The organism is Cytobacillus sp. S13-E01 (genome assembly GCF_029193815.1).
Classification (GTDB): Bacteria; Bacillota; Bacilli; order Bacillales; family Bacillaceae_L; genus Bacillus_BV.
Map to the genome: position 1 here is coordinate 55,704 of NZ_JARFVC010000001.1, position 22,979 is coordinate 78,682.

Genomic DNA, 22,979 nt, shown 5'->3' on the forward strand with positions numbered 1-22,979 from the left:
AATCAATACAAAACTACCCGTAAGCTAAACAGGTGAAGGTTTGCCTGTTTTATTTTATTATACCAAGCCTAACAAGGCCCTCAGCAATTTGTACTGAATTCCAAGCAGCACCCTTTAATAAATTATCAGATACCACCCACATATGAAACCCATTATCACGATCTAGGTCCTTACGAATTCTACCTACAAAAACATCATTTTTGCCTACACAATTAGCAGGCATTGGATAAATTTGTTGTGAAGGGTCATCCTCGAGTACCACACCTGGTGCTTCAGATAGTATATTTTTAATTTCTTGTACTGTGACATTTCCTTGTTCTATTTCAAAATAGACAGATTCTGAATGTCCAGTTTCTACAGGAAGTCTGACGCATGTTGCAGCAACATGTAGGTCTCCTAACCCCATGATTTTTTTCGTTTCATTAATCATTTTCATTTCTTCATAAGTAAATCCATTTTCCTCAAATCTATCAATTTGCGGGATAACATTAAATGCAATTTGATAATGTTTTTTATCGCCCTTAACAGGAAGTACTTCAGGCGTATATTCACTTCCATCAAGAATTGCTTTCGCTTGTTCTTTCATTTCATTTATAGCAGCATCACCAGCACCAGATACAGCCTGGTATGTTGAGACAATAATTTTATTTAACCCGAATTTTTTACGAATTGGTTCTAGTGCAACAACCATTTGGATTGTGGAACAGTTGGGATTAGCGATGATTCCATTGTGGTCTTTCAGTGCTTCTTCATTAACTTCTGGAACAACTAAAGGTACATCCTCATCCATGCGATAAGCACTTGTATTGTCTACAACAATTGCACCACGTTTAACAGCTTCTGGCGCTAATTGTTTAGAAACACTTCCCCCCGCACTAAACAAGGCAATTTGAACTCCTTCAAAACTTTCTGGAGTGGCTGCCTGTACGATGATTTCCTCCCCTTTAAACTTTACCTTCTTTCCAGCAGAACGTTCTGATGATAATAGTGTAAGTTTTGAAATAGGGAAATCACGATTTTCAAGTGTTTGAATCATTTGTGTACCAACTGCTCCTGTTGCGCCGACAACTGCTACATGTAATCCATTTGGATGTGTCATTTTCTTACCCCTTCCAGTAAATGCTTATAAAAAGCAATGTTTATTCAAGAATTATTTCTACAATTGTAGAGGTTGGTTTATTTTCCACTGATGATTATACACTACGTTTACCCATTCATAACGATAAGTCCTACGTGAAATGGAAAGAACCCCATTTGGTTATATATAACTAAAGGTATAGTCACCCGTGAATAATAATACAAGAAATCATATCATTTATTTTATCATATTCACGCAGTAAAGAAGAGAAGATTTTTATTACATTAAGAAATCCTCTCTTCTTATTGTATCAGCTTGATTTGTCATTCGCCATCTCGAAATTTTTCAATAATCACTGGTTGAAGTTGCTTCCCTTCCATTGCGGAAAGAACTGTTTCTTCTAACATTTCCATACGAGCAACCATCGAACTTGGTTTCTTTGTTGGTGCATCCTGCCCAAACGGTATAAAGTAAATATTTTTTGTTGCCATTAGTCTCATTAAGTTAACTCCATTTAGACCTAATGCGTCATTCGTTGAGATAGCAAGAACAACCGGTTTTAAATTACGTAAAGTTGCCTTTGCTGCCATCAACACAGGTGAGTCAGTCATGGCATTTGCAAACTTACTCATTGAATTTCCCGTAAACGGTGCTATAACCATACAATCTAATGGTATCTTAGGCCCAAGAGGCTCTGCTCCAACAATAGAGTCAATTACTTTGTTACCAGTAATATCTTCAACTCTTTTAATCCAATCTTCACCTTTTCCAAATCTTGTAGTCGTTGTCTTAACCGTATTAGATACAATAGGTATAACTTCTGCACCTGCCTTAATTAACTTTTCAATCTCAGGCATAACTGCATCATATGTGCAGTGTGAGCCTGTTAATCCAAAACCAATACGTTTCCCTTTTAATTCCATCATTTATTCTCCTCTCTTTTTTGCAAATGATCTATCAAAATTTGTGAAAGCACATTTGCAACAATTTTACCTGCTGTCTTTGGTGCTACAATCCCAGGAAGACCTGGAGCTAATAGAGCCTTGATTCCCCGTTTTTCAGCATATCGAAAATCGGTTCCACCTGGTTTTGAAGCTAAATCAACGATTAACGCATGTGCTGGCATTTTGGAAATAACGCCCGCTTTAACAATTAGGTGTGGAATTGTATTAATACACACATCCACGTCAGACACTTGACGTTTTAGATCATCAAGGTGAAATGGTTGTAATCCCATTTCAGTTATCCTGGCTATATGTTCCGATCGTCTAGCTCCTACTTTTACATGTGCACCAAGTGCATTGAACGTCCGTGCAACACTCATTCCTACACGTCCCAATCCAAGAACTAAAACGTTAGAATTATGAATTGTAATATCTGTATGCTGAATAACCATCATGATTGTACCTTCAACTGTCGGAATCGAGTTGTAGATAGCTACATCATCACGCTCAAATAACTTAACCAATTCACGATTTACCGTGATGTTATCTAGATAACTGTTACTGATCCCTGAGAAAATGACACAATGGTCTGGAGTTTTTAAAATAATATCCTCAGTAAGGATTACTTTTTCGTTTGAAAAAATTGTTTCGACCTGCCCCTCACTATTGGTACCCGAAACTGGTAATATAATGGCATCTATATCCGTGAAATCAATTTCATCCATTTGCTCCTTTGAAGCGCCTGTGAAACCATGATCTAATTGATCAAAGCCGATTAAAGAAATCTTCGCATCTAACTCAATTAATTTGCGAATTACTTCTAACTGTCTTGCATCCCCGCCAATTATAGCAATGTGCATACCAGTTAACATGTTTTTTCACCTTCTCTTTTATGGAAATCTGCCAATTCAATTTCATTTACTTAAACATCTTATGAAAAACAACATGAATAGGTGAATAGAAAGTGGTGAAGAACAAAAGCGCAGGGCGAGCCCGGAGCTAGACATTAAAGCTAAGCACAAAATTTTATGCTTTCACATATAAATTCTGATATTATAAAAAAGCACAAAAAAAATTGACCTCACCTAGGTGGGTCAATTCTTTTCGTTCACTCATTATCATTTGTATATTCGTCTGGAATATCAATTATAATCATATCTGTACCAATTTTCTTAATATGCTGCCAAGGTACTCTTACCTCACTACCTTGTTTTCTTAGACCAAACCATTTTAATGACGGGATAATTAGGGCATTAATTTGTCCTGTTTGTTCATTAATTTCTAGATCTGTTTGCCCTAATACACCTAAGCGCTCAGCTCTCTTAACGTCAACGATTTCTTTGCCACCCAGCTCACTCAACCTCATTCGGATTCCTCCTTGATAGTCATTACAATAGGCTGCTTTCGTAAAAATTGTTGTTTTTAAAGTACCAGTTTATTTCATATAGAACACAGGATAGTGGCATTTTTTCTTCCTTTATCGTAACAAGCTTTCTCAACATAACTCTATAAAATTTTTTTTGTACCATAAAAATAACAATCTACCTGAAAAGAGCCTTACTATATTCTATAGAAGTAGTCCATAATTTAGAAGTTTAAATAAAAAAAGCTCAAGGGCTCATTCAAATTCAAATCCCTCTGTCACAAGGTTGGGTTCAAAAAGGAGGAAGGTTACCCTGTGACGGAGGTTATTACCTTGTTATTCGTGTTTCCTTTAATGCTTCAAAACAGTGTGAATGCCTTCTTTAGAAATGATTTTAAAAGGGTAACAGAGATGAAAAAAAGATGCGCTTTATCGTTTGAAAAATAATGAGCGTATGCCTTTGCGGAGTCTGCTTTTAAACGTATCCAAGCAATTTCAACGTTTGGTTAATCCAGATCAGAAAGTGGCGAATAACGCAGCCTTTATTTTGGATGATACCGTTGATAGCCGTGTCGGACGGAAAATGGATCAAAATTAAATGTCAATTGGGATGTCAATTCTTACGATATTTCCATATACATCAGAAGTCATCTCCTAAATTTAGTAACCAGTGATATAGTTAAAATAAGAGGAGATTTTCCGGTTAAACTGCGTAATAAGGCTTGGTTCGGGGTATATAAGCGGAGGTTTTCCGCTTAAGCAATGCAAAATGTTCCATTTTGACATTTTTTGTGTAAATAGTCGGAATTCTTCCGTCTATTTAAGCTATTTTAAGTGCTATTTCGTAATTAAGAGAAATTTCTCCGCTTATTTATTAAACCATGCTGATTCCCTCATCTCATGGTTCTTGTGGGTTCGCTCTATATTTTTATTTATGGGTGTCAAAGAGATGTCAAATCTGTTGTCAGATTGAACGCCTTTTCATTGTAATTTATAGGACTTCCACCTCAAAACGGAACCCTTTAGCAAAAGAAACACCCGTTTTTTTGAGGTTATTGTGGACTATGAAGGTGTGGGAGAAGTGAAATTATACTTCTGCCGATTTCCAAATCAAAAAGATTGGAAACTGCATCTATCCACAGACACTTCATTTTCTTTTCTAGCGATGCTGGAAATATATTCGGTACGTTGGACGATCGAAGTCTTCTTTCGAGAGGTCAACCAATATCTGAAGTTTGGAAATTCCCAGGATTTTGACGCCCAAATTAGCCCATGTGACCACCACCTATATCCTCTATGTGTTTCTTGCCAACTTTCGCAGGATCAATGATTATGAGACACTTGGAGGCCTATTTTGAACATGTCAAAGACGAGATGATTAGCCGAAAGGTTATGGGATAGGTTCGAGGAGCTTCTGCAGGTATTGATCACGGCAGGTAGCAGACTCTGGAACGGTCGACATCAAAGAGTTCAAAAACTCCCCAGAATATCAATTTCTAAAGGGAGCTATTTGAAGACTCATTTTTAGGTAAACAATTATTTCAAGAGGATAAAGCTGCATAGGCAATTAAAATGGAAAATGGAATAATAGACAAGCCTTATATAACAAGGGTTTAGGCAGGTTTATGAGTTAGAAAATCCTGTTTATTAAGGGTGCGAAACTCAAGTTTTCATTTTTAGACGCAATATCATCTACATGCCTTTTGGAAGCTCGTTATTTGGCCCTATTAAAGCGGCGGAATATTCATCATTAAAAATACGGTTAGACAGTTCATTTACACTATCCTCGTTTACTAGGTTAAGCTTTTCAATGATTTCATCTAATGTACGATGTTGCTTTAATAGCAGTTCATTTTTACCATTTCTACTCATTCTACTATTTGTACTTTCAAGACTTAACATTAAGTTGCCTTTCATTTGCTCCTTGCTATTTACGAGCTCCTTAGTGGTAATACCATCGTTTTTAAGCTTCTTCAATGTATCTTGGATCGTGTCAAACAACAGGTCTAACTGGTTGCTTCCCGTCCCACCATATATCGTCATCATACCGTTATCTTGATATGAGGAGTGATATGAAAAGACTGAATATGCTAAGCCACGCTGTTCACGTACTTCTTGAAATAAACGACTACTCATACTACCACCAAGAATATTGTTTAAGACAATCAAATTGTATATATCCTTATCACCAACCTGTAATCCTTTATAACCGATACAAAGATGTACCTGTTCCGTATCTTTTTTCCTTGAAACTCGGTTAGGATGGAAAGATGGTTTCTCAAAATGTTGTGGTTTATGCTCAGAAGTAAAATTCCCGAAATATTGCTCAATTTCTTTTATAAAATCTTCTTCAATATTACCAGCAACTGATATGACAACATTTTCAGGTATGTAGGTTTCACTCATATATTGACGTAATACGTCACCATTAAACGTTTCAAGTGTTTTATCTGTTCCTAAAATTGGATAGCCTAGCGGATGACTTTCATAACTAGCTTTACTTAATAAATCATGTACGATGTCATCAGGTGTATCTTCATACATTTTAATCTCTTCATAGACAACGTTCTTTTCTTTTTTTAATTCATCTTCATCAAAAGTTGAATTAAAGAACATATCTGATAACACTTCAAGCGCAAAACTAGAGTGTTCATCAAGTATCTTTGCATAGTAACAGGTATACTCTTTAGAGGTAAACGCATTTACTTGACCACCTATGCTATCAAACGATTCAGCTATCTCTCTTGCTGAACGATTAACCGTACCTTTAAAAAACATATGCTCTAGAAAATGGGATACCCCGTTATTATGATTATTTTCATTTCTAGATCCTGTTCCAATCCATACGCCAATTGCAACTGACCGGACAGTTGGGATATTTTCTAATACTATTCTTACACCGTTTTGACAAGTATATTTTTTTATCAATATTTTTCCTCCTATTCTGCTATCCATAAGTTGAGGTTCATAAACGATCATTTCACCCGACATAATGCTAGTCGGTCATTCTTTCTTCACTCAATAATGTCGTCACATCACCAATTGTATAGTTTTTTTGTTTAATTGAAAGGATTAGGGTTTCCAGGGCTTGAGCAGTTGATTGTGTAGGGTGCATTAAAATTAATGCTCCAGGATGAACCTTGCCCATTACACGATCAACTATGACATGTGGTTCTGGTCTTTGCCAATCAATCGTATCAACACTCCACATGATTGTTTTCATTTTAAATTCCGCTGCTATTTTAACAATTTCATCTCGATAACTGCCACTTGGAGGGGCAAATAAAGTTGGTTCGATACTGGTTGTAGCTTCAATTACCTTATTTGTTTTGTCCAACTGTTCCCTTGCTTGTGCTGAGGGCAGTGTTTTTAAATTTGGATGAGTATAGGAGTGATTCCCAATCTCATGTCCTGAATCAACGATCATTTTAGCAAGCTCAGGATTTTCCTTAACCCATCTTCCTTCTAAGAAAAATGTTGCTTTTGTATTATTTTTTTCAAGCGTCTCAAGCATATTAGGAATATATTCATTTCCCCATGCGACGTTAATAATGAAGGATACCATAGGTTTATTTGGATTACCCCTGTAAATAGCTGTCGGTGGTAAATCATTTAAATGGATATTCGGTTTAACCTGCTTATAAACCAATTTCTTTTCATCAAACTTGTTTATTTTCTTCATATTTTCAAAAGATGCGCCTACGTCAACTTTTAGTCCATTATAGCCAGGGGTTGCTTTCCATACCTTATCTATTTTTGCATCCTCGGCTGGTACCTCATATTGCTTTGCTTTTTCAGAAATTTCCAGATACAAAGGATCCTGCTGCTTTGAGACAGTGATGCTGTCGTTTTTCAGTGCATTTACATAATTCGTGGCGTATGGATTTTGTACGGCACCAATTGAAATGAAAAAGATAATTCCTAATGCTATAAAGTGTATGTAATTTTTCCTCATCATTTAGCCTTCTTTCCTCTCTAAAGTATATCGTGTTTATTGAATACCTTAGTTTTCGTAATAATAGCTAATTTTATTACAACTAACCTGATTACTAGAAAATATGTAAAAGAAGGACAAGGTAGAACTTACTGTAGGCTAAAGTGAGGAATATCGGAAATTTCATAAAACTATTTGATTTAAAATAGCATGCTATTATAACTATGATTACTTTAGTAAACATGGTTGTCTTACCAATTACTTCACTTAGCATGCAATATAGTTGCATCTTTTTTTCTTAAACCGCAACTAATTTCTCGAAACATCTATACAATGGATGTTTAAAATAACAATCTTTCAGAAAAGTTCCTTACCAATAGAAAGAAAAAAGACCTGGGTTAGCAGGTCCCATTATGATTCTTGTTTTTCTTTTTCTTCTCGTAAAACAACCTTGCGTGACAGGTTAACACGTCCTTGTTTGTCAACTTCCATGACCTTAACGAGGATTTCGTCTCCAAGTGAAACAACATCTTCAACTTTACCTACGCGTTCTTCAGCAAGCTCAGAAATATGGACAAGTCCGTCTTTCCCACTAAATAGCTCTACAAAGGCTCCGAACTTTTCAATTCGTTTTACCTTACCTAGGTACATTTGACCAACTACTACCTCACGAACGATATCCTCAATGATTTTCTTAGCTTTTTCGTTCATTTCATGATTAATAGAAGAAATAAACACTGTTCCATCTTGTTCAATATCAATCTTAACTCCTGTTTCATCGATAATCTTATTGATTTGTTTACCGCTAGGTCCAATAACATCACGAATCTTATCAGGATTAATTTGCATCATCAGGATTTTAGGAGCATATTTAGATAATTCATGTCTTGGTTGATTTATTGTACTTAACATGGAGTCTAATATTTCCATACGGCCTTTTTTCGCCTGTAATAGCGCTTCTTCAAGTATCTCTCTTGATAACCCATCAATCTTAATATCCATCTGCAGGGCCGTAACTCCATTTGCAGTACCAGCTACTTTAAAGTCCATATCTCCTAAATGGTCTTCCATGCCTTGGATATCAGTAAGAACTGAATAGTGTTCACCAGATTTTATTAACCCCATCGCAATCCCTGCAACTGGTGCTTTAATTGGTACACCTGCGTCCATCATTGCTAATGTACTTGCACAAATACTTGCTTGTGACGTCGAACCGTTTGATTCAAGCACTTCAGACACAAGACGTACCGTATAAGGAAAGTCCTTTTCTGAAGGAATAACTGGTTCTAGTGCACGTTCACCAAGAGCCCCATGTCCAATTTCACGACGGCCGGGTCCTCTCATTGGTCCGGTTTCCCCTACACTAAATTGCGGGAAATTATAATGGTGCATGAAGCGTTTTGACTCTTCAATCCCAAGCCCGTCCAAAATTTGTACATCTCCTAGTGCACCTAATGTACAAATACTAAGTGCTTGTGTTTGTCCTCTTGTAAAAAGACCTGAACCATGTGTGCGTGGTAATAAACCAATTTCAGAAGACAATGGGCGAATTTCATCAGGTTTTCTTCCATCCGGTCTGATTTTTTCAACTGTAATTAATCTACGAACTTCCTCTTTAACAAGTTTATTTAGAATTTCTTTTACCTGTTTTAAGGTTTGATCATCCGCTTCCTGCTCTTCATATTTCGTAATGACAGCTAGTTTCACTTCATTGATCGCGTTTTCTCTTGCATGTTTTTCATGAACCTGTACAGCTTTATTTATTTCTTCTTCAGCATGTTGACGAACCTGTTGTTCAATTGTTTGATCTAGTTCATAAAGTTTAATATCTCTTTTTGCTTGTCCAACAGCTTCCACAATTTTTTCTTGAAATGCAATTAGCTTTTTAATTTCATCATGTCCAAACATGATTGCCTCAAGCATTACTTCTTCTGGCACCTCGTTTGCACCAGCTTCAACCATATTGATTGCATCCTTTGTACCTGCAACCACTAAATGGATGTCACTTTGTTCCAGTTGGTCAACAGATGGATTAATGATAAATTGATTTTCAATTCTACCAACAATAACACCTGCGATCGGACCTTCAAATGGAATATTTGATACAGATAGGGAAAGTGATGATCCAAACATTGCAGCCATTTCTGATGAACAATTTTGGTCAACACTCATAACAATACTGATTACCTGAACTTCATTGCGAAAACCATCAGCGAAAAGCGGACGAATTGGCCTATCAATTAAACGACTTGCTAGAATTGCTTTTTCGCTTGGTCTTCCTTCACGTTTAATAAATCCACCTGGAATTTTCCCTACTGCATATAAACGTTCCTCATAATTGACTGTTAACGGAAAGAAATCTAAATTTTTAGGTTCTTTTGAAGCTGTTGAAGTGCTTAAAACAACAGTTTCTCCGTAACGAACTAAGACTGAACCACTTGCTTGTTTGGCTAATTGGCCAATTTCAACAGTTAGCTCTCGCCCCGCCCATTCGGTCGAAAAGACTTGTTTACCTTGTTCCATTACTTAGTACCCCTCTCTATATGTACATTAAAAAAACTTTTTTAAGTGTTGTATCAACCACTATTCACTACCCGAACATCTAAAGTCTTACTAGACAAATCTGGTTTATTATTTAACTTTATTAAACAAGCATAAGTAGTGTAAAGTTATATGTATAGTATGAACTAATTTATTAGAACATATCAATATTAAAGCTATATGTAAATTAAAATTTTGCTAATAAGAAAAGCGCAGGGCGCCCGCCTATCGGCGACAAGCTGGCTGGAAGGTTGTTCTTTAACCTTCCGGACGGATTGGCTTATGACCTCAGGTCCGATGGCGCCTGGAGCTAGACGTAGATAGACAGAGACACGAAGTTATATCCAACCTTACAATTTAATAAATTCCTTAACAATAAAAAAGCGGGAATTCTCCCGCTTTTAGTACATTATCTACGTAAACCAAGTTTAGTGATTAGGTCACGATAACGAGCAACGTCTTTATTACGAAGGTAGTTTAGTAAATTACGACGTTTACCAACCATCTTCAATAGACCACGACGTGAATGATGATCTTTTTTGTGTGTACGTAAATGTTCATTCAAGTTATTAATTTCTTCAGTTAGGACAGCAATTTGAACTTCTGGAGACCCAGTATCAGTATCATGTGTTCTGTATTCGCTGATTAGTTCATTCTTGCGATCTTGTGTGATAGCCATCCTATTTCACCTCCTATTTTATAATCCCCAATTACCGAGCAAGCGTTGGTGATTCGCATTGCCAAGCAACGGTTCTCTAGTACGTCTATTAGAATACCTCTTTTTATGAAAAAAAGCAAGTCTCAGGCGTTATTTTTTCGAAGTACTTCACTGCATTTTCTTTATCTTTTTGAATTTGTTCAATTAACTCCGATACATTTTCAAACTTTTTTTCTGATCTTATTCGCTCATGCCATTCAACTATAATCTTTTCACCATAGATATCTTCGTTAAAGTCAAAAATATGGACTTCGATTGTTGGTACTTTTTTATCTTTGTGGAATGTAGGTTTATAACCTATATTACAAACACCATTAAACCATTTCGATTTCACATTGACTCTAACTGCATATACGCCAACAGGAGGCACATTATATCCCTTTGAAACGTCTAAATTGGCGGTTGGAAATCCAATTGTTCTTCCTCTTTTATCTCCATGTACAACAATTCCTGAAAGTGTAAAAAAACGACCTAACAATTCCCTTATTTCCAAAAGTTGACCGGAGTTTATTTGCTCTCGAATTAACGTAGAGCTAATTTTTTGTTGTGATACCGTCATCTTTTCGATTGTTGTTTGTGTAAACTCATCGCGGGAATGAAAAGGTAGTGTTTCCATATTCCCTTTTCCTAATCTGCCATAGCTAAAATCAAAACCTGCAACTACATGCTTTACGTTGAGGCCGATGATGTATTCGTCTACAAACTGTTGAGGAAGGAGACTTGCAAACTCTTCATTAAAAGTAATGATATACATCATGTCTATGCCTAACCCACTAATGATTTCAGCTTTTTCTTCAATGGTTGTAATTAGTTTCACTTGATTACGTCCATTTCCTAAAACAACTGAAGGGTGGGGATCAAAGGTCATAACTGCACTACTTTGACGATTTTCATCAGCTATTTTTTTAGCTGCTTTAATTACTTTTTGATGTCCGAGATGGACGCCGTCAAAATATCCAACTGCTAATACAGTACTTGGTATATTTTCTCTTTGAAATTGATGCGGATGTGTAATATGTATTATTTTCACTTCTATTCACCTTTTCCAATCAGATGAAGCTATGATTTTAATTCTTGTAAGTTAATAAGTACCTTTACTGGTTTAATTAAGTGCGGCTTGTTAGGATGACGTTCATATATCGCAACGCATTCACCTTGGTTATCAGTTACTCTGAAAGGTTCACTATCATTTAACGCAAAAAGCTCTTCAGGTAACGATAGGACAGCACCATTTTTTACTTTCTCTGCTACTTTATCATTTATTTTAAAATCCGGCAAATGTGAAAGTGCACTCTCAAGCGGAAATAAAATACTAGCTAAAGTTCCCTTTTGAACCATTTCTTCTATTTCTTCAAATGTAAAACAATTTTCAAGAGTATACTCACCTGAGGCAGTCCTAATTAAGTCAGACATATGGGCGGGATAACCTAACTTTTCACCAATAGTTACAGCGAGTGTCCTGACATATGTTCCTTTACTACAGGTCACACGGAAGCGAAATGAAATCGTAACACCTTCGAAAACTTGCCTATCATCTAATAATACTAATTCACTTATCCTAACCTGACGTGTTGGTCTTTCAACCTCAATGCCTTGTCTTGCATATTCATAGAGCCTCTTACCATTCACTTTTATTGCAGAAAACATGGGCGGAGTTTGGTTGATCGTGCCTGTTAACGAATGGAGCACATTCTCAATTTGCTTTCTTGAAATAGTCTCACTCACTTGTTTCCTTTCAACAACCTCTCCCGAAGAATCTTCAGTAATCGTAGAAAAACCTAGCGTAACCTCAGCTTCATACGTTTTATCTTTTCCTGTTACGTATTCAACAACCTTCGTTGCCCTACCAATACAAATAGGTAAAACACCAGTAACATCAGGATCAAGGGTTCCTGTATGTCCAACCTTTTTAATTTTAATTAATTTCCTAATTTTAAAAACACAGTCATGTGATGTCATGCCCTTGGGCTTATTCAGTAAAAGAATTCCGTCCAATTCTCCAACTCCTTACTAATATAATACTAAACATACCTTTTAATAAGAAAAGCGCAGGGCGCCCGCCTATCGGCGACAAGCATAAGACGAGCCCTGACTGAAGGCGTTTTTTGCCTTCGGGAAGGGATTGGCTTATGACCTCGAGCCGATGGCGCCCGGAGCTAGACACTAAAACTAGGTTCAAATTTTTATACTTTCTTATCTTTTAAGAAAAGCGCAGGGCGCCCGCCTATCGGCGACAAGCATAAGACAAGCCGGCTGGAAGGTTGTTCTTTACCTTCCGGACGGATTGGCTTATACCATAGAGTCGATGGCGCCCGGAGCTAGACACTAAGACTAGGTACAAATTTTTATACTTTCTTAACTTTTGAAAAAAAAAGGGATAGACTTTAAAAGCCTATCCTCTTCCTTTATTGTTCTGGATTGGATTCCTTATTAATTTCATGAAGTAAAGTGTCAATTCTGTTTCCATAATTGATTGATTCATCAAATTCAAAAGAAATTTCAGGTGTTTTTCTTAAACGAATACGCTGCCCAATTTCTGAACGGATAAAGCCTTTAGCTTTCGCTAAGCCTTTAAGTGTATTTTCTTTTTGTTCATCATCGCCTAGTACAGAAATAAAAACCTTAGCCTGTTGTAAATCACCTGTCACTTCTACATCAGTAACAGTAACAAAGCCGATGCGTGGATCTTGGATTTTTCGACCGATGATTTCACCTAATTCTTTCTTCATTTGTTCCCCAACACGGGTTGGTCGTATACTCATTTAAAATCACCTCATAATTAGAGCCACTCAAATTCTGTAACCGTTCGTTCTATCTCTGGAAATGAATCAATCATAGTTAAAGCATGATTTAATTCAATCTCTGTCGTTTTCTTGCTGGATGAGACGACTGCAATCGCAATTTTAGTACGTTGCCACAGATCGTGATAATCCACTTCAGATACCGAAACATTATATCTCTGTCTCAGCCGTATAATAATTCTCTGCAACACAGCTCGTTTTTCTTTCAGTGAATGAGCGTTATAAATGATACATTCACATTCAACATAACCAATCATTATTTACGCTCAATTTCTTGCATAACGAACGCTTCGATTATGTCTCCTTCTTTAATATCATTAAATTTCGTAATTGTTATACCACATTCATAGTTTCTTGCAACTTCTTTCACGTCATCTTTAAAACGTTTTAGTGTGTCAATTTCACCTTCAAAAATAACAACACTATCACGAACTAATCGAATACCGCTATCACGAGTAATCTTACCTTCTGTAACATAACAACCAGCAATTGTTCCAACTTTTGAAACTTTGAATGTTGTACGAACTTCCGCTTGACCAATGACTTTCTCTTCAAATTCTGGGTCAAGCATTCCCTTCATTGCCGCTTCGATTTCTTCGATTGCTTTATAGATAATTCGGTGAAGTCGGATATCTACATCCTCTACATCAGCTGTTCTTTTTGCGCCAGCATCTGGGCGAACGTTAAAGCCGATAACAATAGCATTTGATGCAGAAGCTAAGATGATATCTGACTCGGTAATCGCACCTACTCCAGTATGAATGATTTTAACTTTTACACCCTCTACATCTATCTTTTGTAGGGATGCAGCAAGTGCCTCTGTAGAACCCTGAACATCAGCTTTTACGATTAAGTTAATTTCCTTCATTTCACCTTGTTTAATTTGTTCAAATAAATCTTCCAGGCTAACTTTCGTTCTTTCTCCACGTTGTTCAACCTGTTGTTTTTGTGAACGAGCTTCCCCAACTGAACGAGCAGTTTTTTCATCATCAAACACCATAAACTGATCGCCAGCAAGTGGTACATCATTTAATCCTGTTATTTCAACTGGAGTAGATGGGCCTGCTTCTTTTACTCGTCGACCTAAATCGTTAACCATCGCACGTACTCGACCAAACGTGTTACCAACAACGATGGGATCTCCTACACGCAATGTTCCGTTTTGTACAAGTAAAGTGGCGACTGATCCTCTACCTTTATCAAGCTGTGCTTCAATAACGGTTCCAGTTGCATTTGCTTTTGGATTTGCTTTTAATTCCTCTACCTCAGTTACTAAAAGAATCATTTCAATTAATGAATCAATTCCATCACCTGATAAAGCAGATAGCTGTACAAAGATAGTTTCTCCACCCCAAGCCTCTGGAACAAGTCCATGCTCAGTTAGTTCTTGCATCACTCTATCTGGATTTGCACCTGCTTTATCCATTTTATTAACTGCGACGATTATTGGTACCTCAGCAGCCTTAGCATGGTTGATTGCCTCAATTGTTTGTGGCATTACACCATCATCTGCAGCTACAACAAGGATTGTAATATCAGTTACTTGTGCACCACGAGCACGCATCGTTGTAAATGCAGCATGTCCTGGAGTGTCAAGGAATGTAATTTTCTTTCCACTTTCAACGATTTGGTATGCACCAATATGTTGTGTTATGCCACCCGCTTCACCTTCAGTTACTTTCGTATGACGAATAGAATCTAAAAGTGTTGTTTTACCATGGTCAACGTGACCCATTATCGTAACAACTGCTGGGCGTTCAACAAGGTCCTCAGGGTTTTCTTCATTGACATACCCTTCAAACTCTGTTTTTTCATAAACAATTTCTTCTTCAACTTCAACACCATATTCTCCAGCGATTAATTCAATTGATTCTTTATCTAAATCTTGGTTGATTGTAGCCATAACACCAAGAAGAAGAAGCTTTTTAATAATCTCTGAAGGTTCTTTTCCTAATTCCTTTGCTAGTTCACCAACTGTTAATGAACCGATGAAGGTAATTTTTTCGGGAAGTTTTTTCTCAGGCTTTTTTTGAGCCTGTTGTTGATTTTGGTGTTGATTATGTTTGTTTTTATTGTTGTTATTGTTCTTATTTTTATTCTTATTAAATACTTTTTTCTCAACTTGTTGTGTTTGTTGAGTACCCTTTTTACTATCATTTTGTTTAGGAACCGCTTTTTTGATTGGCTCTTTTTTAACAATAACTGCATCATCTTCATCATCAAATGCTTTTGTAGCATTTGGCTTAGGTTTTTCTTGATGTGTGTTAGTTTTTGGATTTTTAGAATATTTTTGATCTAGCTTTACTACTATGTCGTCCTCAATTGTTGCCATATGGTTACTTACCTCGATGTCCAATTCTTTTAATTTTGTAATTACATCTTTGCTTGAGACGTTTTGTTTTTTTGCATATTCATAAACTCTCATTTTACTCATATGTTCACCCCCAAATAAATTAATCGAGCAAAGACATCAATTTATTTGCAAACCCACTGTCGGTAACAGCAACAACAACTCTAGCATCTTTTCCGATCGCTTGACCTAGAATGTAACGGTCACTTACAGTGCGAAGTGGTATTTGATAATAGGTACATTTGTCACTAATTTTTTTTGTAGTATTTGCTGATGCATCCTCAGATAAAAGAACTAGTTTTGCACGTGCACTGCGAACTTCTTTAATCACTAGTTCCTCACCTGAAGTAATTTTTCGTGCTCGATTGGAAAGACCTAATAGCGACATCCACTCTTTATTACTCATTTCATGAATTATTCTCCTTCTCAACCAATTCAAGCAGTTCATCGTATAAACTTTCAGGAATTGCAACTTTTAATTGGTTAGCAAGAATATTTTTCTTTTTAGCTAAAGAAATCATTTCTTTATCTAAACTAAGGTAAGCGCCTCTACCTGCTTTCTTACCTGTTAAATCAATTGATACCTCGCCCTCTTTTGAACGAACAATACGTACCAATTCCTTCTTAGCCTTCATCTCACCACTAGCAATACATTTTCGTAAAGGTATTTTTTTACGAACAACCATTTATTTTCACCTCTCACTCGATTTCTTCTATATGTAAATCGAATGTATCGTCATCAGTTTCATCATCAAAGAATGATATACCTTCGCGTGGATATATTCCTGATTCCTCTGCTTCAGACTGGCTCTTTATATCAATTTTCCAACCTGTTAGCTTTGCCGCTAAACGTGCATTTTGTCCGCGTTTACCAATTGCTAAAGATAATTGATAGTCAGGAACAACAACTGTAGTTGCCTTTTCGTTTTCATTAACCATAACATCTAACACCTTAGAAGGACTTAAAGCATTGGCAACAAATACGACAGGATCTTCTGACCAGCGCACAATATCAACCTTTTCACCTTTTAACTCGTTTACCACTGCTTGGACACGTTGTCCCTTTGGTCCTACACAAGAACCTACAGGATCCACTTCGTCATTATCAGAATGGACAGAGATTTTCGATCTATCCCCCGCTTCTCTTGCAACAGATTTTATTTCGACTGTTCCATCGTAAATCTCTGGAACTTCAATCTCGAATAAACGTTTAAGCAATCCAGGATGTGTTCTTGAAACAAATATTTGAGGACCTTTAGTCGTTTTCTCTACCTTTGTAATGTAGACTTTAATACGATCATGAGGTTTATATTTTTCGTTTGGCATTTGCTCATTAGCTGGCAATAGTGCTTCAATTTTCCCTAAACTTACATAGATAAACTTAGAATCAATACGTTGGACTATACCTGTCATAATATCATCTTCGCGATCCATGAATTCAGAGTATATAACCCCTCTTTCAGCTTCACGAACTCTTTGCGTAACGACCTGTTTTGCTGTCTGTGCTGCAATACGCCCAAAGTCCCTTGGTGTCACTTCTATTTCAACTACATCATTCACACCATAATTTGGGTTGATTGATCTTGCTTCCTCAACTGATATTTCAAGTCTTGAGTCATATACCTCATCGACCACATCTTTCCTTGCAAAAACACGCATCGAACCATTTGCAAGGTTTAGATCTACCCTAACATTTTGTGCCTGATTAAAATTACGCTTATAGGCGGAAATCAAAGCAGCTTCAATTGCTTCTATTAACACGTCGCTACTTATGCCCTTTTCTTTTTCGAGTAATGTTAAGGCATCTAAAAGTTCACTACTCATTGAACATACATCCCCCTTTTTTCCTGGTATCCGTTTGAAATTAATTAAAAGTAACAGCTAGTCTAGCACTTGCTACTTTTTCATAAGGAATTTCAAGCACTTTTTTTCTAGTTTTGATTGTAGCTGTGATCGTTACAGTACTTCCGTCAAATGAAGTTAGTTCTCCTTCGAAAACTTTTTCTCCATCAATTGGTTCATACGTTTTTAGATGAACTTGTTTTCCTAATGCTTTAAGAAAATCAGCTTCTTTTTTTAGTGGCCGTTCAGCACCAGGGGATGATACTTCAAGGAAGTAGTTATATGGGATAGGATCAATTTCATCAAGCTTTTCACTTAATTTTTCGCTTACAATCCCACATTCTTCAATGTCAATTCCTTTTTCTTTGTCAATGAAGACTCGTAAGAACCAGTTCTTACCTTCCTTTGAATATTCAACATCTACAAGTTCAAGTCCTAATTCTTCTAAAATAGGTATCACTAAATCTTCTACAGTTTGTGTTACCTTTTTACTCATGTTATTCCTCCTTAACTTTAAACAAGGAATTAATAAAAAATTAATGATTGTTGCGAAAATACCCTGCTAACGTAGCAGGGAATAGGTGTAACACTATAGGTATTTGGCGCTAAGAATGTACAAGAATATGTAGTAGCAACGTTTAAACGTTTTTAAATCAAAAAACCTTTAAACGTGGACAAATAAGTATTACCCTATAGAGCATTACTTCCATCAGTAGGACTTTGTTACCGATAGTAGCAAATAACAATAACTCACATCAATACGAAAGAGTGGGTTTCCCCACTCTTTAGATGAATTATTTATAGTATTTCCATAAAAACTATAACATAACCAATTTTTTAATGCAAATAATTTAAGAAAAGCGCAAGGCGCGCCCGCCTTTCGGGGACAAGCATAAGACGAGCCCTGACTGAAGGCGTTTTTTGCCTTCGGAAAGGGATTGGCTTATACCATAGAGCCGATGGCGCCCGGAGCTAGACACCAAAACAAGGTTTAAATATCTATCCCTTTTTTCTTTAAGAACAGCGCTGGAACGTCCGTTTAGCTAGAACAAAGATAATTGGTTTTGCTCTGGAAGTGCCTCCAAGCATCCATGATTATCAAGATACTCAATAATTGTTTTAGACACTTTCCCACGTTTTTGCAGATCTTCTTTTGACAAGAATTCGCCTTCCTCTCTTGCCTTTACAATATTTAAGGCTGCGTTCGTACCAAGACCTGGTATTGCGTTGAACGGTGGAATTAATGAATCACCATCAATAATAAATTGTGCTGGACTTGAACGGTAGAGATCAACCTTTTGAAAAGAAAAGCCACGCTCACACATTTCTAAAGAAAGCTCCATGACTGTTAATAAATTCTTCTCTTTAGGAGACGCATCTAATCCTTTGGCATTGATTTCATCAACTTTTGAGCGAATTGAAATCGAACCACGATTCATTGCTTCTACATCAAAATCATCTGCACGAACCGTAAAATATGCTGCGTAATACAACAATGGATGATGGACTTTGAAATAAGCAATCCTTACAGCCATTAAAACATATGCTGCTGCATGGGCTTTAGGGAACATATACTTAATTTTCAAACAAGAATCAATGTACCAATTAGGCACTTCATTCTTTTTCATTTCTTCAATGAATTCATCTGAAAGTCCTTTACCTTTACGTACTGATTCCATTATCTTAAACGCTAAAGATGGTTCTAATCCTTTGTGCATTAAATAAACCATTATATCATCACGACACCCGATAACATCACTAAGTGTACAGGTTTTGTTATGAATAAGCTCTTGAGCATTCCCTAACCAAACATCAGTTCCATGAGATAATCCAGATATTTGAACAAGTTCAGAGAACGTAGTAGGCTTTGTGTCCTCTAACATTTGTCTTACAAATCTAGTTCCAAACTCAGGTATACCTAGCGTTCCCGTTTTACACATAATCTGGTCCTCTGTCACTCCTAGCGATTGGGTACCACTAAATATTTTCATGACTTCAGGGTCATCTGTTGGAATTGTTTTAGGGTCAATACCACTTAAATCTTGAAGCATCCTAATAACAGTTGGATCATCGTGACCAAGTATATCTAATTTTAATAAATTATCATGAATGGAATGGAAATCAAAGTGTGTTGTCTTCCATTCTGAGCTTGAATCGTCTGCTGGAAACTGGATCGGTGTGAAATCATAGATATCCATATAATCTGGTACTACGATTATTCCACCAGGATGTTGTCCAGATGTTCTCTTTACACCCGTACATCCTGAAACAAGACGATCGGTTTCTGCCCCTCTTAAGATCATATTATTATCATTAGCATATCCTTTCACATAGCCGTATGCTGTTTTTTCTGCCACCGTACCTATCGTTCCTGCTCGGTAGACATAATCCTCTCCAAACAGAACTTTCGTATAATTATGAGCACGAGGTTGGTATTCTCCCGAAAAATTCAAATCAATATCCGGAACTTTATCTCCTTTAAAACCAAGGAACGTTTCAAAGGGGATATCATGTCCATCTTTTGTGTACTTTTCACCACAGTTTGTACAATCTTTATCTGGTAAATCAAAGCCAGAACCTATCGATCCATCATTAAAAAACTCAGAATGTTTACATGATGGGCAAACATAATGTGGTGGAAGTGGGTTAACTTCGGTTATTTCGGTTAATGTTGCAACTAACGAAGACCCGACTGAACCACGTGAACCAACTAGATAACCATCATCTAATGACTTTTTTACAAGTTTATGTGAAATGAGATAGATGACTGCAAATCCGTGACCAATAATACTTTTTAGTTCTTTCTCAATCCGTTTTTCTACAATTTCAGGCAGCTGTTCGCCATAAATTCTCCGAGCCATGTCATAGCTCATTTGTCGGACTTCTTCATCTGCACCTTCAATTTTAGGAGTGTATAAGTCATCCTTAATAGGCTTGATATCATCAATACTTTCAGCAATTTGTTGAGTGTTTTTCACTACAATTTCCTTTGCTTTATCCTTATCTAAGAAGGAAAAACATTCAAGCATTTCATCAGTTGTTCTAAAATGAACTTCTGGTAATGAATGACGGTTTAGTGGATTAGCACCACCCTGAGAATTGACTAAGATTTTACGGTAAATATGATCTACTGGGTTTAAATAATGAACATTTCCAGTTGCGACAACTGGTTTATCAAGCTTTTCACCTAATTTTACTATATTTGTAATAATCTCTTTTAAAGCTTTAAGATCATGTATTAGTTCTAATTCAATTAAATGCTTATAGTTGTCTGGTGGCATGACTTCTATATAATCATAGAAAGCTGCAACTTCTTCAACCTCTTCAGGAGATTTCTGCATCATTCCTTCAAAGATTTCACCCTTATCACAAGCCGAACCCAAAATAATTCCTTCTCTATATTTTTGTAAAATAGATCTAGGAATTCTTGGTACACGATAAAAATAGTCTAAATGCGATATTGATACAAGTTTAAATAGATTTTTCAACCCAATATCATTTTGTGCTAATAAGGTTACATGGAATGGTCGTGACCGCTGATATGCCTTCCCTTTACCCATATTATCGTTTAATTGGTCATGATACTCGATACCTTTTTCAAGCGCATCCTTCAACATTTTCAGAAGTAAATAACCAGTTGCCTCAGCATCATATATCGCACGGTGATGTTGTGTTAACTCAATATCAAATTTCTTACACAATGTGTTAAGTCGGTGATTTTTTAAATCTGGCAATAGGAATCTCGCCAGTTCAAGAGTATCAATAACAGGATTAGAAGCTTTTTCTAAACCTATTTTCTTATATCCTACATTTAAAAAGCCCATATCAAAACTCGCGTTATGGGCAACAAAGATATCATCACCACTCCAAGCATGGAATTTTTTTAAGACCTCAGCTATTTCTGGAGCACCTCTAACCATATCATCAGTAATACCAGTTAAATTGATGGTAGTAGCGGATAGTGGATGGTGTGGATTGGCGAACGCTTCGAAGCGGTCAATGATTTCTCCACCCTTAATTTTTACAGCAGCAAGCTCAATTATAGAATCATAGACAGCAGATAACCCTGTTGTTTCTACGTCAAATACGATAAATGTATCGTCTTGAAGTAATCGATGCTGTTCATTATAGGCAATCGGAACACCGTCATCTACAACATTAGCTTCTAATCCATACAAGATTTTAACTCCGTTTTTCCTACCAGCGGAGTAAGCTTCAGGGAATGATTGAACCACTCCATGATCAGTGACAGCAATTGCTTTATGTCCCCACTTGCTTGCTTGTTCAATGTAACGGCTTACTGATGTAACAGCATCCATTTGACTCATCGGTGTATGAAGATGGAGCTCTACCCGTTTCTCTTGAGCACCAGCTGTATCTGTCCTGCCTTTTGGTTTAATTTCATTAATATCGTTTGCCATCATGACAAGGTCACGTACGAAGGTATCATTTTGAATACTGCCTCTTACCTTAACCCACATGCCCTTTTTAACAGCTTGTAGTAGGCCAACATCTTCTTTATCTCTAGAAAACATTTTTACTAAGAGCGAGTTTGTATAATCTGTAATCTTAAACGTTAATAATGACCTTCCACTTCTAAGTTCTTTCGTCTCTGCATCAAAAATATAACCTTGAATAGCAATTCGGCGTTCTTCATCTTGTACCGAATCTATTGACTTAATATCTTCATCCTCTTTAATTGTATAACCAATTGTTAGGGGTCCGGATCTCTCAGTAGTACTTTCTTTATCTTTCTTTTGCATTTCAGTGACAGCTAGAAGTGCCTTTTCCTGGTCTTCTTGCTGCTTTTGGATTAAGAACTTCTGATATTCTTGATTATCACTATTCACCTCTGTATCCAATTGGAATGGAGGAAATCCCATAGATTGATAAATTTCTGAAATAATCTTCGTATATTTTCGTTTTATTGCCATTGCTTCTGTTTCATTTTTAGTTTTTACCAATAGCTTTAAACCCTGTTGTGTGGGTAACTGTTCATTTAATAATGATAACAACGGTGGAGAAATGCCATCGATTTCTTTTAAACATGTTGTCCAATAGGCTTGCACAAGTTCTTCGTTATATTGTTGATTTCTCACTTGAATCGAAAAGGTAACTGATGCGATATGAGCAAATGTTTTTAATAACTGGTTATTGAATAACTGGTATAATTCTGCGGGTAGTATTGTTTCAATGTTAAATTGAAAATGCCAAGCCTTTTTCTCTTTATGAATCACTAGCTTTTCAATTGCTGCATGTTCAAAATGTTTAACATACACATCTTCCGTAATTCCAAGTTGCTGGAGTAGGAGTTGAAAACGTTCTGTCTGTTCTCTCCTTATTCCATCCATTCACTATTCACCTCTTCCTTCCACAATTGAAGGTACCCCTTAGAAGAGGTACCTTTT

18 protein-coding genes and 2 pseudogenes are annotated in these 22,979 nt (G+C 36.6%); 2 read left to right on the forward strand and 18 right to left on the reverse strand.

From position 1 onward, the window contains the following. Positions 1–49: 49 nt before the first annotated feature. The 4 genes from asd to PY093_RS00260 form a co-directional block, all read right to left on the reverse strand. Positions 50–1,099, reverse strand: a complete 1,050-nt coding sequence (asd, locus tag PY093_RS00245; protein WP_275643845.1) for an aspartate-semialdehyde dehydrogenase — start codon at positions 1,097–1,099, stop codon at positions 50–52. A gap of 302 nt (positions 1,100–1,401) precedes the next feature. Continuing rightward, positions 1,402–2,001 (reverse strand): dipicolinate synthase subunit B, encoded by a 600-nt coding sequence (locus PY093_RS00250; RefSeq protein WP_275644175.1) that lies wholly within the window; start codon positions 1,999–2,001, stop codon positions 1,402–1,404. After that, the gene (dpaA, locus tag PY093_RS00255) at positions 2,001–2,894 is read right to left on the reverse strand and encodes a dipicolinic acid synthetase subunit A (protein WP_275643846.1); all 894 of its coding nucleotides are present in this window, start codon (positions 2,892–2,894) and stop codon (positions 2,001–2,003) included. The genes PY093_RS00250 and dpaA overlap by 1 nt, the downstream gene beginning before the upstream one ends. 236 nt (positions 2,895–3,130) lie before the next feature. Next, positions 3,131–3,388, reverse strand: coding sequence for a YlmC/YmxH family sporulation protein (locus tag PY093_RS00260; protein ID WP_275643847.1), 258 nt, complete (start codon positions 3,386–3,388; stop codon positions 3,131–3,133). Between the two features lie 255 nt (positions 3,389–3,643). Here PY093_RS00260 and PY093_RS21325 point away from each other — a divergent pair. Together PY093_RS21325 and PY093_RS21330 are read left to right on the forward strand one after the other, a co-directional pair. After that, positions 3,644–3,977: pseudogene (locus tag PY093_RS21325) on the forward strand (IS4 family transposase); the annotation flags it as partial. 435 nt (positions 3,978–4,412) lie between these two features. Next, positions 4,413–4,948, forward strand: a pseudogene (locus PY093_RS21330) (IS4 family transposase); the annotation flags it as partial. A 129-nt stretch (positions 4,949–5,077) separates the two neighbouring features. Here PY093_RS21330 and PY093_RS00265 read toward each other — a convergent pair. From PY093_RS00265 to PY093_RS00330, 14 genes are all read right to left on the reverse strand, one after another. Continuing rightward, positions 5,078–6,313 carry a M16 family metallopeptidase gene (locus PY093_RS00265; RefSeq protein ID WP_275643848.1) on the reverse strand — a complete coding sequence of 412 codons (1,236 nt, stop codon included), beginning with the start codon at positions 6,311–6,313 and terminating at the stop codon, positions 5,078–5,080. Between the two features lie 67 nt (positions 6,314–6,380). Next, positions 6,381–7,340 (reverse strand): polysaccharide deacetylase family protein, encoded by a 960-nt coding sequence (locus PY093_RS00270; protein ID WP_275643849.1) that lies wholly within the window; start codon positions 7,338–7,340, stop codon positions 6,381–6,383. Between the two features lie 390 nt (positions 7,341–7,730). Next, positions 7,731–9,842, reverse strand: a complete 2,112-nt coding sequence (gene pnp, locus PY093_RS00275; RefSeq protein ID WP_275643850.1) for a polyribonucleotide nucleotidyltransferase — start codon at positions 9,840–9,842, stop codon at positions 7,731–7,733. Between the two features lie 427 nt (positions 9,843–10,269). Continuing rightward, on the reverse strand, positions 10,270–10,539 hold the full coding sequence (rpsO, locus tag PY093_RS00280; protein ID WP_275643851.1) for a 30S ribosomal protein S15: 270 nt from the start codon (positions 10,537–10,539) through the stop codon (positions 10,270–10,272). 103 nt (positions 10,540–10,642) lie between these two features. Beyond that, positions 10,643–11,608: a bifunctional riboflavin kinase/FAD synthetase gene (gene ribF, locus PY093_RS00285; RefSeq protein ID WP_275643852.1), complete on the reverse strand. Its 966-nt coding sequence runs from the start codon at positions 11,606–11,608 to the stop codon at positions 10,643–10,645. 29 nt (positions 11,609–11,637) lie between these two features. Continuing rightward, positions 11,638–12,573 (reverse strand): tRNA pseudouridine(55) synthase TruB, encoded by a 936-nt coding sequence (gene truB, locus PY093_RS00290; RefSeq protein WP_275643853.1) that lies wholly within the window; start codon positions 12,571–12,573, stop codon positions 11,638–11,640. Between the two features lie 410 nt (positions 12,574–12,983). After that, the gene (gene rbfA / locus PY093_RS00295) at positions 12,984–13,340 is read right to left on the reverse strand and encodes a 30S ribosome-binding factor RbfA (RefSeq protein ID WP_275643854.1); all 357 of its coding nucleotides are present in this window, start codon (positions 13,338–13,340) and stop codon (positions 12,984–12,986) included. Positions 13,341–13,357: 17 nt separating this feature from the next. Further along, on the reverse strand, positions 13,358–13,636 hold the full coding sequence (locus tag PY093_RS00300; RefSeq protein ID WP_275643855.1) for a DUF503 domain-containing protein: 279 nt from the start codon (positions 13,634–13,636) through the stop codon (positions 13,358–13,360). Beyond that, a complete protein-coding gene (gene infB, locus PY093_RS00305) occupies positions 13,636–15,813 on the reverse strand; it encodes a translation initiation factor IF-2 (protein ID WP_275643856.1) in 2,178 nt (725 codons plus the stop codon). The genes PY093_RS00300 and infB overlap by 1 nt, the downstream gene beginning before the upstream one ends. Before the next feature lie 19 nt (positions 15,814–15,832). Then, entirely contained in the window at positions 15,833–16,135 is a 303-nt protein-coding gene (locus PY093_RS00310) for a YlxQ family RNA-binding protein (protein ID WP_275643857.1), read from the reverse strand. Position 16,136: 1 nt separating this feature from the next. Beyond that, entirely contained in the window at positions 16,137–16,415 is a 279-nt protein-coding gene (gene rnpM / locus PY093_RS00315) for an RNase P modulator RnpM (RefSeq protein WP_275643858.1), read from the reverse strand. 13 nt (positions 16,416–16,428) lie between these two features. After that, positions 16,429–17,553 carry a transcription termination factor NusA gene (gene nusA, locus PY093_RS00320; RefSeq protein WP_275643859.1) on the reverse strand — a complete coding sequence of 375 codons (1,125 nt, stop codon included), beginning with the start codon at positions 17,551–17,553 and terminating at the stop codon, positions 16,429–16,431. A 40-nt stretch (positions 17,554–17,593) separates the two neighbouring features. Further along, positions 17,594–18,067 (reverse strand): ribosome maturation factor RimP, encoded by a 474-nt coding sequence (gene rimP / locus PY093_RS00325; RefSeq protein WP_275643860.1) that lies wholly within the window; start codon positions 18,065–18,067, stop codon positions 17,594–17,596. 547 nt (positions 18,068–18,614) lie between these two features. After that, positions 18,615–22,922 (reverse strand): PolC-type DNA polymerase III, encoded by a 4,308-nt coding sequence (locus PY093_RS00330; protein WP_275643861.1) that lies wholly within the window; start codon positions 22,920–22,922, stop codon positions 18,615–18,617. Between the last annotated feature and the right edge of the window lie 57 nt (positions 22,923–22,979).